This window comes from Enterobacter sp. SM3 (assembly GCF_009811935.2).
Taxonomy (GTDB): Bacteria; Pseudomonadota; Gammaproteobacteria; order Enterobacterales; family Enterobacteriaceae; genus Enterobacter; species Enterobacter asburiae_D.
This window is the reverse complement of the sequence record NZ_CP099971.1, coordinates 3283235-3301487: the sequence shown is the minus strand read 5'-3', so window position 1 is coordinate 3301487 and position 18253 is coordinate 3283235. Positions and strand designations below refer to the sequence as shown.

The 18253-nt window shown below is 55.4% G+C and carries 13 protein-coding genes and 1 tRNA gene; 9 read left to right on the top strand and 5 right to left on the bottom strand.

Features of this window, described 5'->3' with window-relative positions; all coding sequences use genetic code 11:
• Positions 1-9: 9 nt before the first annotated feature.
• Positions 10-2682 carry a phosphotransferase RcsD gene (rcsD, locus tag GVO84_RS15445; protein ID WP_159514597.1) on the bottom strand — a complete coding sequence of 891 codons (2673 nt, stop codon included), beginning with the start codon at positions 2680-2682 and terminating at the stop codon, positions 10-12.
• 743 nt (positions 2683-3425) lie between these two features.
• Here rcsD and GVO84_RS15440 point away from each other — a divergent pair.
• The 6 genes from GVO84_RS15440 to mgtE all read left to right on the top strand — a co-directional run bounded on the left by GVO84_RS15440 (position 3426) and on the right by mgtE (position 10793).
• Positions 3426-4538 carry a porin OmpC gene (locus GVO84_RS15440; protein WP_159514596.1) on the top strand — a complete coding sequence of 371 codons (1113 nt, stop codon included), beginning with the start codon at positions 3426-3428 and terminating at the stop codon, positions 4536-4538.
• A 114-nt stretch (positions 4539-4652) separates the two neighbouring features.
• Positions 4653-5708, top strand: a complete 1056-nt coding sequence (gene apbE, locus GVO84_RS15435; protein WP_159514595.1) for an FAD:protein FMN transferase ApbE — start codon at positions 4653-4655, stop codon at positions 5706-5708.
• A 72-nt stretch (positions 5709-5780) separates the two neighbouring features.
• Positions 5781-6839, top strand: coding sequence for a bifunctional DNA-binding transcriptional regulator/O6-methylguanine-DNA methyltransferase Ada (gene ada / locus GVO84_RS15430; RefSeq protein WP_159514594.1), 1059 nt, complete (start codon positions 5781-5783; stop codon positions 6837-6839).
• On the top strand, positions 6839-7495 hold the full coding sequence (alkB, locus tag GVO84_RS15425) for a DNA oxidative demethylase AlkB (RefSeq protein ID WP_159514593.1): 657 nt from the start codon (positions 6839-6841) through the stop codon (positions 7493-7495). The genes ada and alkB overlap by 1 nt, the downstream gene beginning before the upstream one ends.
• 69 nt (positions 7496-7564) lie before the next feature.
• Positions 7565-9208: a multidrug ABC transporter permease/ATP-binding protein gene (locus GVO84_RS15420; RefSeq protein ID WP_159514592.1), complete on the top strand. Its 1644-nt coding sequence runs from the start codon at positions 7565-7567 to the stop codon at positions 9206-9208.
• Positions 9209-9356: 148 nt separating this feature from the next.
• Positions 9357-10793: a magnesium transporter gene (mgtE, locus tag GVO84_RS15415; RefSeq protein ID WP_159514591.1), complete on the top strand. Its 1437-nt coding sequence runs from the start codon at positions 9357-9359 to the stop codon at positions 10791-10793.
• Here mgtE and GVO84_RS15410 read toward each other — a convergent pair.
• Entirely contained in the window at positions 10756-12045 is a 1290-nt protein-coding gene (locus GVO84_RS15410; RefSeq protein ID WP_159514590.1) for a SulP family inorganic anion transporter, read from the bottom strand. The two genes, mgtE and GVO84_RS15410, sit on opposite strands and share 38 nt — an antisense overlap.
• A gap of 187 nt (positions 12046-12232) precedes the next feature.
• Here GVO84_RS15410 and mqo point away from each other — a divergent pair, with 187 nt between their 5' ends.
• Complete coding sequence (mqo, locus tag GVO84_RS15405; RefSeq protein WP_032646585.1) at positions 12233-13882, top strand: malate dehydrogenase (quinone); 1650 nt, start codon at positions 12233-12235, stop codon at positions 13880-13882.
• A 135-nt stretch (positions 13883-14017) separates the two neighbouring features.
• Here the strand turns inward: mqo and eco are convergent, their stop codons facing one another.
• The gene (eco, locus tag GVO84_RS15400) at positions 14018-14521 is read right to left on the bottom strand and encodes a serine protease inhibitor ecotin (RefSeq protein ID WP_159514589.1); all 504 of its coding nucleotides are present in this window, start codon (positions 14519-14521) and stop codon (positions 14018-14020) included.
• 209 nt (positions 14522-14730) lie between these two features.
• Here eco and GVO84_RS15395 point away from each other — a divergent pair, with 209 nt between their 5' ends.
• A complete protein-coding gene (locus tag GVO84_RS15395) occupies positions 14731-14991 on the top strand; it encodes a DUF2534 family protein (RefSeq protein ID WP_063143759.1) in 261 nt (86 codons plus the stop codon).
• Between the two features lie 124 nt (positions 14992-15115).
• Positions 15116-16303 carry an MFS transporter gene (locus GVO84_RS15390; RefSeq protein WP_159514588.1) on the top strand — a complete coding sequence of 396 codons (1188 nt, stop codon included), beginning with the start codon at positions 15116-15118 and terminating at the stop codon, positions 16301-16303.
• A gap of 38 nt (positions 16304-16341) precedes the next feature.
• Here GVO84_RS15390 and GVO84_RS15385 read toward each other — a convergent pair.
• Positions 16342-16418: transfer RNA gene (locus GVO84_RS15385), tRNA-Pro, on the bottom strand.
• A gap of 72 nt (positions 16419-16490) precedes the next feature.
• Positions 16491-18251 (bottom strand): LPS biosynthesis-modulating metalloenzyme YejM, encoded by a 1761-nt coding sequence (gene yejM / locus GVO84_RS15380; protein ID WP_159514587.1) that lies wholly within the window; start codon positions 18249-18251, stop codon positions 16491-16493.
• Positions 18252-18253 lie beyond the last annotated feature (2 nt).

The following is an 18253-nucleotide window of genomic DNA, read 5'->3' as shown; positions in this document are numbered from 1 at the left end:
GCTACCTTGCTACAGCAAGCTTTTGACGTAGGCGTCAATGTCGCTGATGTATTTTTCAATGCCAGAGGCATCTTTCTCACGAATTAGATGTTCCAGCGTTTCACATAACTGCTTGCCGGGAACCAGATTAAGCATGGCAAACACCCCTTTAAGCCGGTGTGCTGTCTGTGCCAGCGCTGCAAAATCATTCGCAGCGGACTCAGTATACAACCGCTTAACATCATCTGGTACTGTATCAACAAAGAGTGAATAGTATCCGCTGGCGTGAAGCTCGGCATTTTCATTGCCGCCTAACGGTGATTCCGCTATCTCTTCCTGCGCCAGCTGCTCTTCTATTAGTTGTAGTACAGCTTCCTGCATCGCATTGCTTATATTAAAGTTGACGCGCAGCTGGCCAGGGCCGATTTTCCGCACGCCTGACTCATCATCGCTTAAAAGCAAGCCGGAGGCAGTAAGATTAGACGGATTATCAGTTAAAAACAGATCAAATTCTTGACTTGCAAGTCTTTCATCCGGCGTGATGCAGGCCGCACCCCAGTTTTCTAACTGACGAACGACGATATTGCGGATCTCGTTCGAGGTCACATCGACCATCACCACGACGTCATCCAGCAGACGTTCTTCATCTTCTTCCTGCGGATTGGCCGCCATTTTCACGTGCAGAGAATAGCGGGTGCCGAGGGATTCACGGGCTTTGATATTCAGATGGCCGCCGAGCTTGCGCGCCAGCTGATCGCACAGCCAGAAGGTCAGGGCATTGGCCTTGCCGTAGCGATCGCTTTGCGTGTCATTCAGGAACGGGAAGTGCAGATTATCAATTTCACTCGTTGTGACGCCTTCCCCGGTGTCCAGGATGCGGAACGCCAGGCGGTCTTCTGCTGACTCCTCAGCGCTGACTTCCAGGGTGATCTTGCCAATCTGCGTGGTGGTCACGGCGTACTGAATAATCATCAGCAGAATGCGGCGCAGCGCTTCGCGATCGCCGTGGCGTTCGTCATTCGCCGGGAGATTGTTATTGATCAGCAGCTGCAACCCTTTGCGCTTAATCACGGGCAGCACGTCCGGCACCACTTCATCGATCAGATCCTGAATGGAGAAGAGGGTTGGCGTTCCCTTCCAGAAATCATTCTCCAGCATGTTCGCCAGCTGGATCTCATCAACCATTCTGACCAGCGAATCGGCCTGGCAGGCAAGCTGGTGGCTTTCAGCGGTGTTTAACGCCGCCGCCTGGGTCGCCAGCGTTTTTAACGGCTGCTTGAAGGCATCGCCAATGTTCTGCATGAATGCGGCGCGCCCCTGCTGGTTTTTCTCATACAGTCTTTGCGCTTGCTTGAGCTTTTTATTGACCAGCACTTCGCGATCCTGGTCGCGAATAATGAAGATTTGCGTGCGGGGAGCCACCTGGCTGCGGAACTGACGGATCTCGTACAGTTCATTGTTGATGGTGGCCTGAATCACCCCCTGGTGCTGATCCGCCATGGTGGTGATGTTCTGCAGGTTAAGATGCGGCAGCAGATGGTCGGCAATTTTGTTGCTCATCACCGTACGATTCGCCTCCTGGTCGTGAACTAAGACCCCAAGCGGCAGCACGGAAACAATTTCTTCATTCAGTGCACGCAATACGCGCAGCTCATTGCTGGTGCCGGCCGGAACCGCAGAGGCGTCGCTCTGACGCCCCGTCTGGAACCGGAAGGTGCTGTAGCCAAACAGCGCCAGCGCCAGCAGACCGATATTCAGCAGCAGAGGCAGCAGGATATTTTGCAGGGTGTCGAGCAACAGCGTGCCAAACGGCACCTGCCACACCAGACGCATCCCGGTCGAATTCAGCGATGAGGCAATTTCGATTTTCGAACCGTTAAAGGAGATCGAAACGCTTTCTGCGGCCTCTTTGTCTGACGCAGCACGCATGTTCTGGGTGCTGCTGTCTGGCTCCATACGGAAGCTGTCGAGCGGCATGTCCGGCGGGATTAAATCATTAATCGGTAAATCGAAGGCCACCACCGTCGCCAGGTGTCCTGGCTGGTTGAACGTGGTGCGCAAGGTAAAGTAATGACCGTTTTGCCAGGCCAGACGACGCAGGGAAGAGAAGCTCTCGCGTTCATCAAGGGCATTCGCCTGCTGCAGCATCTCTGCCCGGCGGGAATCGACGATGCTGCCCACGGTGGTCTCTTTAAACCCGGAAGAGAGATCTTTTAACGGCAGCGTTGAGATCAGGATCATGCTGTTGTCCTGACCGTTCAGATAGTACATCGACCACGGTACCGTTTCAGCGCCCCAGAGGGTATCCAGATAGGTCGAAATACGCTGCGTCATCTCAAGCGTCGCGCTGTCGTGAGAGCCAAAGATGAGGGCCTCGGTCTTACGCTGCGGTTTTTCGAGATAATAGACATCCTGCTTAAGCCGCGTCTCCTGAAGTCCATCCCCGGTCGAGGAGGTCGGGGCAGCCGCGATATTGTCGTAAATCTGCCAGGTGGCGTAGCGCCAGGTATCAATGCGCTTGTGCACGGCATGGGTGATATCAACGACCTGATAGCTCTTATCCTTCAGCCAGGCGTTAACCGCGCTTTGCACCATCACCCCCATGGTGACTAACAGCACAACGATCAAAAGAAGAAAGAAACGGGTGATGCTCCCGGGAAGGAGGGAAAATTTGCTCGGGGCGGTAGTTTCAGTCTGACTCATTGATCTCTTTAACCCGTTATGGTCGTGCTCTGTGGCGATAGGGCAGTATAAAGGGTAATAACTGAATTTCCAGCGCCACTGTCCGGGAAGAAGCGACTTTTTCGCCGGACAATATCGGCGGTGGGGTGTGCAGTAAACATGTACAAACTCGCCATATGCGTACAAATAACAGGCATACGCTCCCAGAAAATAGCACGAATTAACAAGAAATTAAGTTTCGCCTCAATTTTATGTCCTCGCAGGATACCCGAGGAGAATTTAGTTAATAGTCGTTACAATTTCGGTGCGGTAGCACAAAAAAAGAGAAGTTACGTAAAGAAAGGTAAAAAAAAACCGAATGCGGAGCATCCGGTTCAATTAGGGATAAACAGACATTCAAAACTGAATGACGGTAATAAATAAAGTTAATGATGATAGCGAGAGTTATTTTAGAGATTAGGTGCGATCTTGTTTTGTCATTCAGTGCTGTAACGAATTTTATTGTAACTAATTGATATTTATGTGGTGATTTTCCTGTTTGATTATAAGTGCTAATTTTCTAAGCTATTTGTGCTTTGTAAAAGTTCCTTTGTATTTACATTTTGAAACATGTTGATAGATGAATGAAACATCTTCAAAGTTTTCGTATCATATTCGCATTGGATTATTCTGTAATTTTGCGGAGAATGAAATTGCCGACTGGTTAATGAGGGTTAACCAGTAAGCAGTGGCAATTATAAGGCATATAACAGAGGGTTAATAAAATGAAAGTTAAAGTACTGTCCCTCCTGGTACCAGCACTCCTGGTAGCAGGCGCAGCAAATGCGGCCGAAATTTATAACAAAGATGGCAACAAATTAGATCTGTACGGTAAAGTCGATGGTCTGCACTATTTCTCTGACGACAAGGGTGCCGACGGCGACCAGACCTACATGCGTCTTGGCTTCAAAGGCGAAACTCAGGTTAACGATCAGCTGACCGGTTACGGCCAGTGGGAATACCAGATCCAGGGCAACACCTCCGAAAGCGAAAATGATGCCTGGACGCGTGTGGCGTTCGCGGGTCTGAAATTCGCTGACGCGGGTTCTTTCGATTACGGTCGTAACTACGGCGTAATCTACGACGTAACCTCCTGGACCGACGTTCTGCCAGAATTTGGCGGCGATACCTACGGCGCAGACAACTTCCTGCAGTCCCGTGCTAACGGCGTGGCGACCTACCGTAACCAGGACTTCTTTGGTCTGGTGGATGGTCTGAACTTTGCCCTGCAGTATCAGGGTAAAAACGGCAGCGTAAGCGGTGAAAACGTCGGTGGACGCAGCCTGCTGAAACAGAACGGCGACGGCTACGGTGCATCCGTGACCTATAACCTGGGCGAAGGTTTCAGCGTGGGTGGCGCGATGTCCTCCTCCAAACGTACCGCCGATCAGAACGCACCAGGCGTATACGGTAATGGCGATCACGCAGAAGTCTATTCTGGCGGCCTGAAATACGATGCTAACAACATCTATCTGGCAGCGCAGTACTCTCAGACCTACAACGCAACCCGTTTCGGTACCTCTAACGGCAGCAGCCCGACTACCGCTTACGGCTTCGCTAACAAAGCGCAGAACTTCGAAGTGGTTGCTCAGTATCAGTTCGACTTCGGCCTGCGTCCATCCGTGGCTTACCTGCAGTCTAAAGGGAAAGACATCGAAGGTTACGGCGATCAGGATCTGCTGAAATATGTTGATGTTGGTGCGACTTACTACTTCAACAAAAACATGTCCACCTACGTGGATTACAAAATCAACCTGGTTGATGAAAATGAATTCACCCGTCAGGCGGGTATCGGTACTGACGATATCGTCGCGCTGGGCCTGGTTTACCAGTTCTAATCGCTTCACCGTGTGACGTAAGGGGCCTGCTGGCCCCTTTTTTATGCCTCTCTGATTCTCACAACTCACCCGTTTTGGTGTACTCTTGCCGCCCTGGCATGAGGATAATAATGAATGGACATGACTTTTTTACGCGCCAGCTTTCTGGCTATGCTTTTTTTCCTGACCGCGTGTAACGATCCCACCCCCGTGGCGAAAACCGACACACCCGCCGCGACGGTGCTCGAAGGCAAAACGATGGGGACCTTCTGGCGCGTCAGCGTCATGAACCTCGATAAAACGCGCACAGATGAACTTCGCGGCAAAATCCAGTCGCAGCTGGACGCCGACGATCAGCTGCTGTCGACCTATAAAAATGACTCGGCGCTGATGCGCTTTAACCTCTCCACCAGCACCTCCCTGTGGCCGGTGAGCGAGGCGATGGCCGATATCGTGACCGAGTCAATGCGCGTGGGTTACAAAACCAACGGCGCGATGGATGTGACCGTCGGGCCGCTGGTAAACCTCTGGGGATTTGGCCCTAACAAACAGCCGGTGACCACGCCCGAACAGGCGGCTATTGATGACGCTCGCGCCAGGACAGGGCTAAAGCATCTGACGGTGATCAATCAGTACGGGCAACAGTACCTGCAAAAGGATATTCCCGATCTGTTTGTCGATCTGTCGACGGTCGGGGAAGGCTATGCGGCGGATCATCTTGCTGCGCTGATGGCCCAGGAAGGGATTTCCCGCTATCTGGTCTCCGTGGGCGGCGCGCTAGTCAGCCGGGGCATGAACGCCAGCGATAGGCCGTGGCGCGTAGCGATTCAAAAGCCGACCGATCGGCAAAATGCCGTGCAGGCGATAGTGGATATCAACGGACATGGGATCAGCACCTCCGGAAGCTACCGTAACTATTACGAGCTTGAGGGGAAGCGTATTTCGCACGTTATCGATCCGCAGACCGGGCGTCCCATCACGCATAACCTGGTCTCGGTGACGGTTATTGCCCCCACCGCGCTGGAAGCGGATGCCTGGGATACCGGATTAATGGTTCTCGGCCCGGAAAAAGCCAAAGAGGTGGTTCGTCAGGAAGGGCTGGCGGTTTATATGATCACCAAAGAGGGCGACGGGTTCAAAACCTGGAGCTCGCCGCAGTTCAATAGCTTCCTGGTGCGCGACAAAAATTAAAAAGCAAGGTTGCGGGTTTTTTATCAGTGGCACTCAGGCAGGCTCTATGTATGCTTACAAGAGGAGCCGATAATGAGAAACTCAACCTTTATTACCGATGAGGATCGCTGGCAGGCCGTGCTGGCCCGCGATCCGCTCGCTGACGAACAGTTTGTTTTCGCCGTGCAGACCACGGGTATTTTCTGCCGCCCGTCATGCCGCGCTCGCCACGCGCTGCGTAAAAATGTCCGCTTTTATCCCGATGCCCACCATGCCGTACAGGCAGGGTTTCGCCCGTGCAAGCGCTGCATGCCGGACAAACGCGATCCGCAGGCGCAGAAGCTGGCGAAAGTGGAACACGCCTGCCGTCTTCTGGAGCAGGAACCCACGCTAACCCTTGAGGGGCTGGCGCAGCAGGTTGCCATGAGTCCTTTCCATTTCCACCGTCTGTTTAAGTCCGTGACCGGCATGACGCCAAAAGCCTGGCAGCAGGCGGCGCGAGGCCAGCGCCTGCGCACCGCGCTTGCACAGGGAGACAAAGTTACCGACGCCGTGCTGGCGGCGGGGTTTCCCGACAGCAGCAGCTATTATCGCAAAGCCAACGAGGCGCTGGGCATGACGGCCAGGCAGTACCGCAAAGGGGATGCGGCAGTGCGTTATGCCATCAGCGACTGTTCGTTAGGACGTTGTCTGGTTGCAGAAAGCGAGCGGGGGATCTGCGCGATCCTGCTGGGTGACAGCGATGCGGAATTAGCCGAAGAGCTTGCCGCGCATTTTCCAAAAGCAGCGCATGCGCCGCTGGAAGAGGATTTCGCGCGGCGGATCCAGCAGGTGATTGCCAGTATCGATAACCGCGACGTACCGCTTGCGCTGCCGCTGGATATTCGCGGAACCGCGTTCCAGCAGCGCGTCTGGCAGGCCCTTCGCAACATTCCCTGCGGCGAAACGGCAAGTTACCGGCAGGTGGCGCAGGCGATTGGTCAACCCAATGCGGTACGCGCCGTTGCCGGAGCCTGTGCGGCAAACACGCTGGCGATTGTGATCCCCTGTCATCGCGTGGTTCGTCACGACGGCGCGCTGTCGGGTTACCGTTGGGGGACGGCGCGAAAAGCGCTATTACTAAAACGTGAGGCGAAACGCCAGGAGGGATAATGCTCGATCTTTTTGCGGATGCTGAACCCTGGCAGGAGCCGCTTGCGCCGGGGGCGGTGATCCTGCGCCGCTTTGCACTCTCCCGTGCGGCGGCGCTGCTTGCCGGTATCGACGAGGTGACGACGGTTTCGCCGTTTCGCCATATGGTGACGCCGGGCGGTTACACCATGTCGGTGGCCATGGCCAACTGCGGCGAGCTGGGCTGGGCGACGAACGATCGGGGCTATCTGTATGCCCCGAACGATCCCGCTACCGGCCAGCCGTGGCCCCCGATGCCTGCTGTTTTTCAGGCTCTCTGCCACGAGGCCGCCGTAGCAGCGGAGTATCCTGACTTTCGGCCGGATGCCTGCCTGATCAACCGCTACGCCGTCGGTGCGAAGCTCTCGCTGCATCAGGACAAGGATGAACCCGATCTGCGCGCGCCTATCGTCTCGGTATCGTTAGGTCTGCCCGCCGTCTTCCAGTTTGGCGGATTACGCCGCAACGATCCGCTCAAACGCATCATGCTGGAACATGGCGATGTAGTGGTGTGGGGTAGGGAATCGCGGCTGTTTTATCACGGTATTCAGCCGCTGAAGCCCGGGGTTCACCCGCTCACGGGTGAGTACCGTTATAACCTGACCTTTCGTCAGGCAGGGGCGAGTAAACAAAAATAAGAATTATTCTTGATGTCCGCGCAGGGCAGTTTACACTGCTGGCTGATTTTTATTGTCCGGATTGCCTGCATGCAACTACTTCTCCTTGTCTGGCGTCAGTATCGCTGGCCCTTCATCGCCGTAATGGCATTAAGCCTTGCCAGCGCCGCGCTGGGTATTGGCCTGATCGCGTTTATTAACGTGCGGTTGATTGAAATGGTCGACACCTCGATCTCCGTATTGCCGGAGTTTCTCGGCCTGCTGCTTCTGTTGATGGCGGTTACGCTCGGTTCCCAGCTTGCGCTGACCGCGCTCGGGCACCATTTCGTTTTCCGTTTGCGCAGTGAGTTTATCAAGCGGATCCTGGACACCCAGATAGAGCGCGTTGAGCAGCTCGGCAGCGCTTCCCTGCTGGCGGGGCTGACCAGCGACGTGCGCGCCATTACCATCGCGTTCGTTCGTCTGCCGGAGCTGGTGCAGGGGATCATTCTGACCTTTGGATCGGCTGCTTATCTCGCCTGGCTCTCCAGCAAAATGCTGGCGGTGACCGCGCTGTGGATTGCCATTACCATCTGGGGCGGCTTTATGCTGGTGTCGCGCGTCTACAAACACATGGCGGTGCTGCGCGAAACCGAAGATAAGCTCTATAACGATTACCAGACGGTACTGGAAGGACGCAAAGAGCTCACCCTGAACCGCGAGCGCGCCGAGCATATCTTTAATAACCTCTATATCCCGGACGCGCGCGAATACCGTCATCATATTATTCGCGCCGATACCTTCCACCTGAGCGCGGTGAACTGGTCAAACATTATGATGCTGGGTGCCATTGGCCTGGTATTCTGGATGGCGAACAGCCTGGGCTGGGCGGACACCAACGTCGCGGCAACCTACTCGCTGACGCTGCTGTTTTTGCGCACGCCGCTGCTGTCGGCGGTCGGTGCGTTGCCCACCTTGCTGAGTGCGCAGGTGGCATTTAAAAAGCTCAACAAATTCGATCTCGCGCCGTTTAAAGCCGAATTTCCGCGCCCGCAGGCCTTCCCGAACTGGCAGACGCTGGAGCTGCGTAACGTCACGTTCCGCTATCAGGACAGCGCCTTCTCCGTGGGGCCGGTCAACCTGACGATCCGCCGCGGTGAACTGTTGTTCCTCATCGGCGGCAACGGCAGCGGTAAATCTACGCTGGCGATGTTGCTGACCGGACTCTATCAGCCGCATTCGGGCGAGATTTTGCTGGACGGCACGGCGCTGAGCGCGGAGAAGCCCGAGGATTACCGCAAGCTTTTCTCGGCGGTGTTCACCGACGTCTGGCTGTTCGATCGGCTGCTGGGGCCTGAAGGGCAACAGGCCAATCCTGTGCTGGTGGAAAAATGGCTGACGCAGCTGCAAATGTCGCACAAGCTGGCGTTACAGGACGGGAAGATCCTCAACCTGAAGCTTTCCAAAGGGCAGAAAAAGCGCGTGGCGCTGCTGCTGGCGCTGGCGGAAGAGCGCGACATCATCCTGCTGGATGAGTGGGCTGCCGACCAGGACCCGCACTTCCGCCGCGAGTTTTATCAGGTGCTGTTGCCGCTGATGCAGGAGATGGGCAAAACCATTTTCGCCATCAGCCACGACGATCACTACTTCATTCATGCCGACCGCCTGCTGGAGATGCGTGACGGCAAGCTGAGCGAGCTGACCGGTGAAGAGCGCGATGCGGCCTCGCGTGACGCGGTGGCGCGCACGGCTTGATGCCCTCACCCTAACCCTCTCCCACAGGGAGAGGGGATAGATCGTGGCCGTAATGCCGCTTTTTTCTCCATCCCGCCCCGTTGTTTATTCTTATTTACATATCCCCGCGCTATGCTTAACCCCAACTCATTTAATGGATTTATGATTGATGTCGGTATTAAAGAAAAACAGCGCCAGGCAGCGTGACCAGGAGCGCGCGCGACTCATCTGGCTTCTCACGACCGATAAAGCGGTCACTTCTACGCTATTAGGCAAACTCACCCTGGCTGAGCAATATGATGTCGGCACCCTGGCCGACGATATTGCTGAGGTAGGTGCGCTGGTTGCTCATTTACCTCCGCCGGATCTGGCGGATACCCTTGAGGCGCTTCCCTCGGAAGAACGCCACGCCCTGTGGCGTCTGGTGCAGGATCACGAGCGCGGGCAGGTGCTGCTTGAGGCCTCTGAAAACGTCTGGGACGACCTGATCGACGAGATGAGCGACCGGGACATTCTCGACGCTGTGCAAACCCTGGATATCGACGAGCAGATTTACCTCGTTCAGCACCTGCCGCGAAACCTGACCGGTCGCCTGCTGGCGTCGCTGCCTGCGGAGGAGCGGGCGCGCGTGCGTCAGGTGATGCACTACGAGAAAAACAGCGTCGGCGCGATCATGGAGTTCGGCGTTATCACGGTGCGACCGGACGTGACGCTCGGCACCGTGCAGCGCTACCTGCGTCGACTGGGCAAGATGCCGGACAACACCGATAAGCTGTTCGTCACCTCCCGGGATAAAACCCTGCTCGGCGAACTGGAGCTGAAAACTATCCTGCTCAATAGCACCCAGCGGAAGGTGAGCGAGGTGATGGAAAACGAGCCGATGGTTTTCTCCCCGGAAGACGATGCGGAGAAAGCGGCGCGTACCTTCGAACGTGACGACCTCGTCAGTGCCGCCGTCGTGGATTCTGTCGGCAAACTGATGGGGCGTCTGACCATCGATGAGATCGTTGATGTGGTCTACGAAGAAACCGATAACGACCTGCGTGCGCTCGGCGGGATCAGCGCGGAAGACGATGTACACGCTTCCGTCGGCAAGGCGGTGAAAACGCGCTGGGCGTGGCTGGCCATTAACCTCTGTACCGCGTTTATCGCCTCCCGGGTGATTGACGGTTTTGAACACACCATTTCACAGCTGGTGGCGCTGGCCTCGCTGATGCCGATTGTCGCAGGGATTGGTGGTAACACCGGAAACCAAACTATAACCATGATCGTTCGCGCCCTTGCGCTGGAAAATATTCAGCCAGGTAACTTTTCGTGGCTCATTTTTAGAGAGATGGGCGTCGCGCTAATTAACGGCCTGGTGTGGGGCGGGATTATGGGCGGCATCACCTGGTGGCTGTACGACGATATGGCCCTGGGCGGCGTGATGATGCTGGCGATGGTGCTGAACCTACTGGTAGCGTCGATAATGGGGGTGATTATCCCGCTGACGATGACCAAACTGGGGCGGGACCCCGCGGTGGGGTCGAGCGTGATGATCACCGCCATCACCGATACCGGCGGTTTCTTTATTTTTCTTGGGCTGGCGACGGTTTTTCTTCTTTAAGCCGACGCTTAATGCGGGCGGGGAGGAGTGCCATGACGATAATCCCGCCCAACACGCCAATCGCCAGATTGCCGGTTGATACCGTGGCGGCTACGGTGACCAGCATGACGACCGTTTCTGCAATCGGGGCTGTTTTCACCGTGGCTGGCTGAAGGCTGTGCCAGCTGAAGGTTTTGACGGCGACAATCGCCATGATACCCGCCAGCACCGCCATCGGGATTTTGGCCATCACGTCGCTGAGCGCCGTCACCAGGATCAGCAGCACGATGCCCGCCGCAAAGGTTGAAATGCGGCTTCGACCTTTACCCATCTCCACGTTGACGATGGTTTGCCCAATCATCGCGCAGCCTGCAATACCGCCATAAAATCCGGCCAGAATATTGCCGACGCCTAATCCAATGCTTTCGCGGCGTTTACCTGACGGTGTCGCGGTCAGCTCATCCACCAGCTTTGCCGTCAGCAGGGATTCCAGCAGGCCGACAAACGCGATGCTCAACGCGCACGGCCAGATAATGCTCAGCGTCTGTACATTGAGAGGGACCAGAAGTTCGGTAAGACCTGGTAAACCGCCGCTCATGGAGCCTTCATCGCCCACGGTCGGCAGGATTTGACCGGTTGAAACGGTGAACACGGTAAGCACAACAATCGCAATCAGCGGGGAAGGGATGCTTTTGAGATAGCGCGGCACCCACAGCACGATCAGCAGCGTCAGCGCGAACAGGCCCACAATCAGCGGGCTTCGGCTCCAGAAATGCGGCACCTGAGCGAAGAAGATCAAAATGCCCAGGGCGTTAACAAACCCCGTCATGACCGACTGGGGAATAAAGCGCATCAGCCTTGCCATGCCCAGCACGCCAAACAGAATCTGAATCACGCCCGCCATCAGCACGGCAGGAAGAATGTACTGTACGCCGTGCTGATGCACCATAGGGCCAATGACCAGCGCCACGGAACCGGCCGCGGCCGTGACCATCGCCGGGCGACCACCGAGTACAGACAGGGCAAGACACAGCACCACGGAGGCGATCAGGCTGACCTTCGGGTCAACGCCCGCCACCACCGAAAACGAGATAACCTCGGGGATCAGCGCCAGGGCGGTAATTACGCCTGCCAGCGTTTCACGCGTCAGCTGCTTTGGGGAACGCAGCACGTTGGCTACGCGATCTTCGGGGGATACGGCAGAATGGGGTAAGGACATAACAGTTCGCTGGTTAGGGCAGGCTTCCGTGCGCGCGATCACAAAACGCAACATACTAGCCAGTAAAACCGCGCTTTACCAGACGCATCGATAATTCCTCACAAACAATCCATCATTAAATTTCACAATTACAATAATTTCGTAACCTTTAAACAATATTTAAAAGTTGTTACCGTGCCCCCGCAGCTTTTTTCACCTGCAATTTCCACGCATCAAGCACTTTTACACTAAGGCATAAATTATGAAAAAAATGACTGCCATGCTCTTTTCTCTGGCCGTGGGGCTTAACACCGTCTCCATGGCGGCGAAAGCTGACGCACCAAAAGAGCAGGAAACGGACGTCCTTTTAATTGGTGGCGGTATCATGAGCGCCACGCTGGGAACCTATCTGCAAGAACTGCAGCCGGACTGGTCTATGACCATGGTCGAGCGCCTTGATGGCGTGGCGCAGGAGAGTTCGAACGGATGGAATAACGCCGGTACCGGACATTCGGCACTCATGGAACTGAACTATACGCCGCAGAAAAAGGACGGTTCCATTAGTATCGAGAAGGCGGTAGAGATCAACGAAGCATTCCAGGTTTCTCGCCAGTTCTGGTCTCATCAGGTCAACAGCGGCGTAATGCACGACCCGCACTCCTTCATCAACACCGTACCGCACATGAGCTTTGTCTGGGGTGAGCAGAACGTTAACTTCCTGCGCGCGCGCTACGCCGCTCTGCAGCAGAGCACGCTGTTCCGCGGGATGAAATACTCTGAAGACCACGCGCAGATTAAAGAGTGGGCTCCGCTGGTCATGGAAGGTCGTGACCCGAACCAGAAAGTGGCGGCGACCCGTACCGAAATTGGTACCGACGTTAACTACGGCGAAATTACCCGTCAGCTGGTGACGTCTCTGAAGAAAAAAGAGAACTTCAACCTGCAGCTCAGCACCGAAGTGCGCGGTTTCAAGCGCAACGCGGATAACAGCTGGAGCGTGACCGTTGCCGATCTGAAAAACAACGAAGCCGAGCACGTCATCAAGGCGAAGTTTGTCTTTATCGGTGCGGGCGGCGCGGCGCTGAAGCTGCTGCAGGAGTCCGGTATTCCGGAAGCGGACGACTACGCGGGCTTCCCGGTGGGCGGCCAGTTCCTGGTATCCGATAACCCGGAAGTGGTGAACCGTCATCTGGCAAAAGTGTACGGTCAGGCTTCCGTTGGCGCACCGCCGATGTCTGTTCCGCACATCGACACCCGTATGCTTGACGGCAAACGCGTGGTGCTGTTTGGGCCGTTCGCAACCTTCTCCACGAAGTTCCTGAAAAATGGCTCCCTGTGGGATCTGCTCAGCGCCACAACTACTTCTAACGTCAAACCGATGATGGACGTGGGTCTGGATAACTTCGACCTGGTGAAATATCTGATTAGCCAGGTGATGCTCTCTGACGACGACCGTTTCGAGGCGCTGAAAGAGTACTATCCGCAGGCGAAGAAAGAAGACTGGCGTTTGTGGCAGGCGGGTCAGCGCGTACAGATCATCAAGCGCGATCCGAAAGAGGGCGGCGTGCTGCGTCTGGGTACCGAAGTGGTGAGCGATAAGGATGGTACCATCGCCGCGCTGCTGGGTGCGTCACCGGGCGCGTCTACCGCTGCGCCAATCATGCTGCACCTGATGGAAAAAGTGTTTAAAGATAAAGTCGCCAGTCCGGAATGGCAGGCGAAGCTGAAAACTATTATTCCATCCTACGGCACGAAGCTGAACGGCAACGTGAGCGCGACGGAGCAGGAGCTGGAATACACCAGCCGCGTACTGCAGCTGCAATACATCAAGCCGCAGGCTGCGGATGCTGCGCCAAAAGCGGAGCTGAAGCCTCAGCCGGAAAACAAACCGGTTGCGGATATCGCGCTGTAAGGTCAAAGCAAAACGGTAACATCCGTTACCGTTTTTAGTGTTTTCTCCCTCTCCCGGTGGGAGAGGGTTGGGGTGAGGGCACCAGAGCGCACCCTTTCCGGGTCGGGTAAGGCGAAGCCGCCACCCGACTTATTTTTAACGTACTACCGCTTGACCGACGTTCTCGTCCGCCTTCCACACGCGATACTTCACTTCCACGTTTTCAGGCGTATAGACCACGATCGGCAACTTGCTGTTGTAGCGCAGCAGACTTTTGTCGCCCAGATAAGCCGTCACAAATTTCTTCTCTTTTTTGCCGTCCGGGCAGGCCATCATGGTGGAGACCGGAGAGGTCACTTTATCAAAGACGTAATAGTCGTAACCCCAGCCTTCCAGGGTTTTGCTTTCCAGCTGACCGCCCAGACGGTGCTGGTTGCAGTCCACTTCCAGCGTCTTGCCAATCAACAGTTCCACTTTGAAGTTCGCTTCATCCTGCTGAACCGGCAGCTGGATCACCTGACGCTTCATCCCTTTGTCCGCCTGCGGGTACGGAGCCACTTTTTCCAGCGGCTGCTCTTTTGGGGTTTCGCTGGCGAAAGCACTGCTGCTGACGCACGCGGCGGCGATGAGGGCGATGGCAAATTTAGGTGCGTTTTTCATTGTCATTCCTTTATGTCAAAACGATCCTGCGCAGGTTAACATAACAACTATGAATGAATGGTGTTATTTACTTACATTTTCACTATAGCTAGCGTTATGCGCTCTTAAATATCCTGTTTAGTGGTTTTTTATGCTGATGTGGAGTCGAGTGCCAGTTCGTGTTATTTTAGACCTTATATAATGTTATTCATCTGTAAAAGGGAAGAGAGATGGTTCGTGCAAAACTGAAAACACCTGAAGGCCGCAAATTCCTCCTGGCGCTGCTGGTCGTGTTTATGATTGCTGCCGCGTGCGTGGGGCGGGCAACCATTGTTGGTGTGATCGAACAGTACAATATCCCCCTCTCTGCCTGGACAACCAGTATGTATGTCCTGCAATCGGCGATGATCTTCGTCTACAGCCTGGTGTTCACCGTTCTGCTGGCCATCCCGCTGGGCATTTTCTTCCTGGGTGGACGTGAGAAGCGCTAAGCATTCACCCAGAGAATGAAGCCAGCCTGCGGGCTGGCTTTTTTTATATCAGATGATTTTTATTCGCATTTCCAGGATATTCTGTTTCGAACAAGATTGTTCGACATAAAGCAGGAGATGCGCAATGTTATCCCGGTTTGCAACGCTCAGCCGGATCCCGAAAGGAGTCTGGGTTGTGGGTGGCGTCAGCATGTTGATGGATATCTCCTCGGAGATCATTCACAGTCTGCTGCCGTTGTTTATGGTCACGACGCTGGGTGCCAGCGTGATTTTCATTGGTTTGATTGAAGGTCTGGCCGAGGCCACTGCGCTGTTTATCAAAGTGTTTTCCGGCGCAATCAGTGATTATCTGGGCAAACGTAAAGGGCTGGCTGTTCTGGGCTACGGTCTTGGCGCATTGAGTAAACCGTTGTTTGCTATTGCCTCTTCCTCCGGCATGATTCTTGGGGCACGTTTAATCGACCGGGTAGGGAAGGGGATCCGGGGGGCGCCGCGCGATGCGCTGGTCGCTGACGTTACGCCGCCGGAACTCCGCGGCGCGGCCTTTGGTTTGCGTCAGTCGATGGACACCATTGGCGCCTTTCTCGGGCCGCTGCTGGCCGTAGGCTTAATGCTGCTGTGGAATGATGATTTCCGCACCATTTTCTGGATTGCGGTGATCCCCGGCGTACTCGCCGTTGCCTTGCTTTTCTTCGGCCTGCATGAGCCTAAAGCCCCTGTCGAACATAAACGAACAAATCCCATCAAAAGAGAGAACCTCAGGCGCCTCGGGAAAGGCTGCTGGTGGGTCATTGGCCTGGGGGCCATCTTCACGCTCGCACGTTTCAGCGAAGCATTTCTTGTCCTTCGTGCTCAGCAGTCGGGTGTGCCGCTGGCGCTGATCCCGCTGGTGATGGTTGCCATGAATCTGCTCTATTTCCTCTCTGCCTATCCGTTTGGCAAGTTATCCGACGTGATGAGCCACACCCGATTACTGCAGTGGGGGCTGGTGGTGCTGATTGGCGCGGACATTGTGCTGGCGCTGAGCACCCACTGGGCAGGCATTATTTTAGGCGTTGCGCTTTGGGGGATACATATGGGCATGACCCAGGGGCTGCTGGCGGCAATGATTGCGAAAACCGCGCCCGCGGATCTGCGCGGTACCGCCTACGGTATTTTTAGTCTTGTCAGCGGCGTGGGGTTATTAGTCGCCAGCCTGGGAGCAGGAGCAATCTGGGAGACGTTTGGTGCGCAGTATACCTTCTATGCCGGGGCGGTGATTTGTCTGGCGACGTTGGTTTATCTGCGAAAAACACCTGACGAAATGGCATAAAAAAACCAGCCGTAAAAGGCTGGTTTTGATAATAATTTTGGTCGGCACGAGAGGATTTGAACCTCCGACCCCCGACACCCCATGACGGTGCGCTACCAGGCTGCGCTACGTGCCGACGCATAAAAAGAATACTACTCGATTCCGTTTTGAATGCAAGGGAATCCGTCGCTAACTGGTTTATTATTAATCAGTTAGCGATAAACCGCTTCTCATCCGTCAGGACCTGCAGCAGCAGGCTCAGCTGCGGTTTCTGGTCTTTCAACCGTTCACCCTGCAGGTTATACGTCTGATAATTCCCGTTGCTGTTCAGCACCAGCGTCAGCTTCGGCGTGGTCACCACCAGCGTGTTATTCCCCGCAGCCGTCACCCAGCTGTGGCGGCGCGCGGCGCTGAAGAGATCCTGCCCCTGCGAATACTCGTTTGCTGGCGTGCTGACGTGCAGCAGGCGTTGCATCAGGGTAGTCATCACATCTTTATGCTCGGTGAGCATATTGATGCGCTGCGCCGGCGTGCCTGGCCAGTGGATCACCAGCGGAACCTGCAGATTCGGACGAGACCAGCTCATACTCTTCGTCTCGTCACCTAGCGGCACACCATGACCCGCGGTCACGATCACCACGGTGTTGTCCAGCTTGCCCGACTCGCGAAGCGCATCAAGCACGCGGCCTATCTGCGCATCAACATCGCCAGCCGCGCGGCCGTAGCGGCGCGCAAAGTCATTCTTATTGCTGTCAGCGAGCGTTGTGCCGTTAAAGGCAACCCATGAGAACCAGCGGTTATCTTCCTGGGCGTAGCGCTGCAGCCAGTTTATCCACTGGCTGGCGGTCTGCGCGTCGGACTGTTTTTGTGCCGTCGGCAGTGAGAAATCGGACAGCAGCGCCTGGCGGTAGAGCGGGCTGTTAAAGCCGTCGGAGGAGAACAACCCTAACTGATAGCCTTGCTGATTCAGCCCGGTGATCAGCGCCGCTGGCGTGCGGGTAGACAGTACGCCGTCCATGTAGCCGGCAGAAATGCCGTAGAAGAGGCCAAAGATACCCGCATCGGTTGAGTTACCGGAGCTCATGTGCTGAGTAAACGAGACGTTTTTACTGGCGAAATCGGCCAGCGCAGGCATCTGCTTCTCGTAGCGGGAATAGTTCAGGCCATCGACGGTGATCAGCAGGACGTTTTGCCCGCGCCCCATATCGCGGTAGTGCAGATCGCTCAGCGGATACTGAACGCTGACGGCTTCCGGGTTACCCTGTTCGACCAGACGGCGCTGGTACTCCTGCGCATCAAGCAGGCCGTGTTTCTCGAGGAAGCGACGGGCCGTCATCGGATATGAGAGCGGCAGGTTAGCGCGCTGCATGGTAATCGGGCGATAAAAGTTCGCATCCGCCCAGATATACATGATGTGCGAACTGATAAAGGAGATGAAGAAGAGCGCGGCGACGGGCTTCGCGTAATGGCGTCGCCGGGTCAGACTGCGAAGTTTTTGCCAGCTCCAGGTGGCAAACAGCATCTCAATCAACAGGATCACCGGGACGCTGATAAACATCAGCTGCCAGTCACGGGCCGTTTCGTTCTGGTCGGGGTTAATCACCAGTTCCCAGACGATGGGGTTGAGATGCAGGTGGAAGCGGGTGAACACTTCACTGTCGATAAGCAGCAGCGTCATCCCCACCGTCGCAAGGATGGCGGACAAGAATCGCATCAGACGCTGCGACATGACGATAAACGTCAAGGGGAACAGGATCAGCAGATAGGTGGCGAAAACCAAAAAGCTAAAGTGACCGACAACGCTTATCCAGGAGTAGATACGCCCGGTGAGCGTTGTTGGCCAGTCTGCGACAAACAGATAACGACAGCCAATGACCGTCGCCAACAGAATGTTGAACAGGGCAAACCAGTGCCCCCAGCTGACCATCTGGGAGACTTTTTCACGGTAGCGCTGACGATTCGTCACCATAA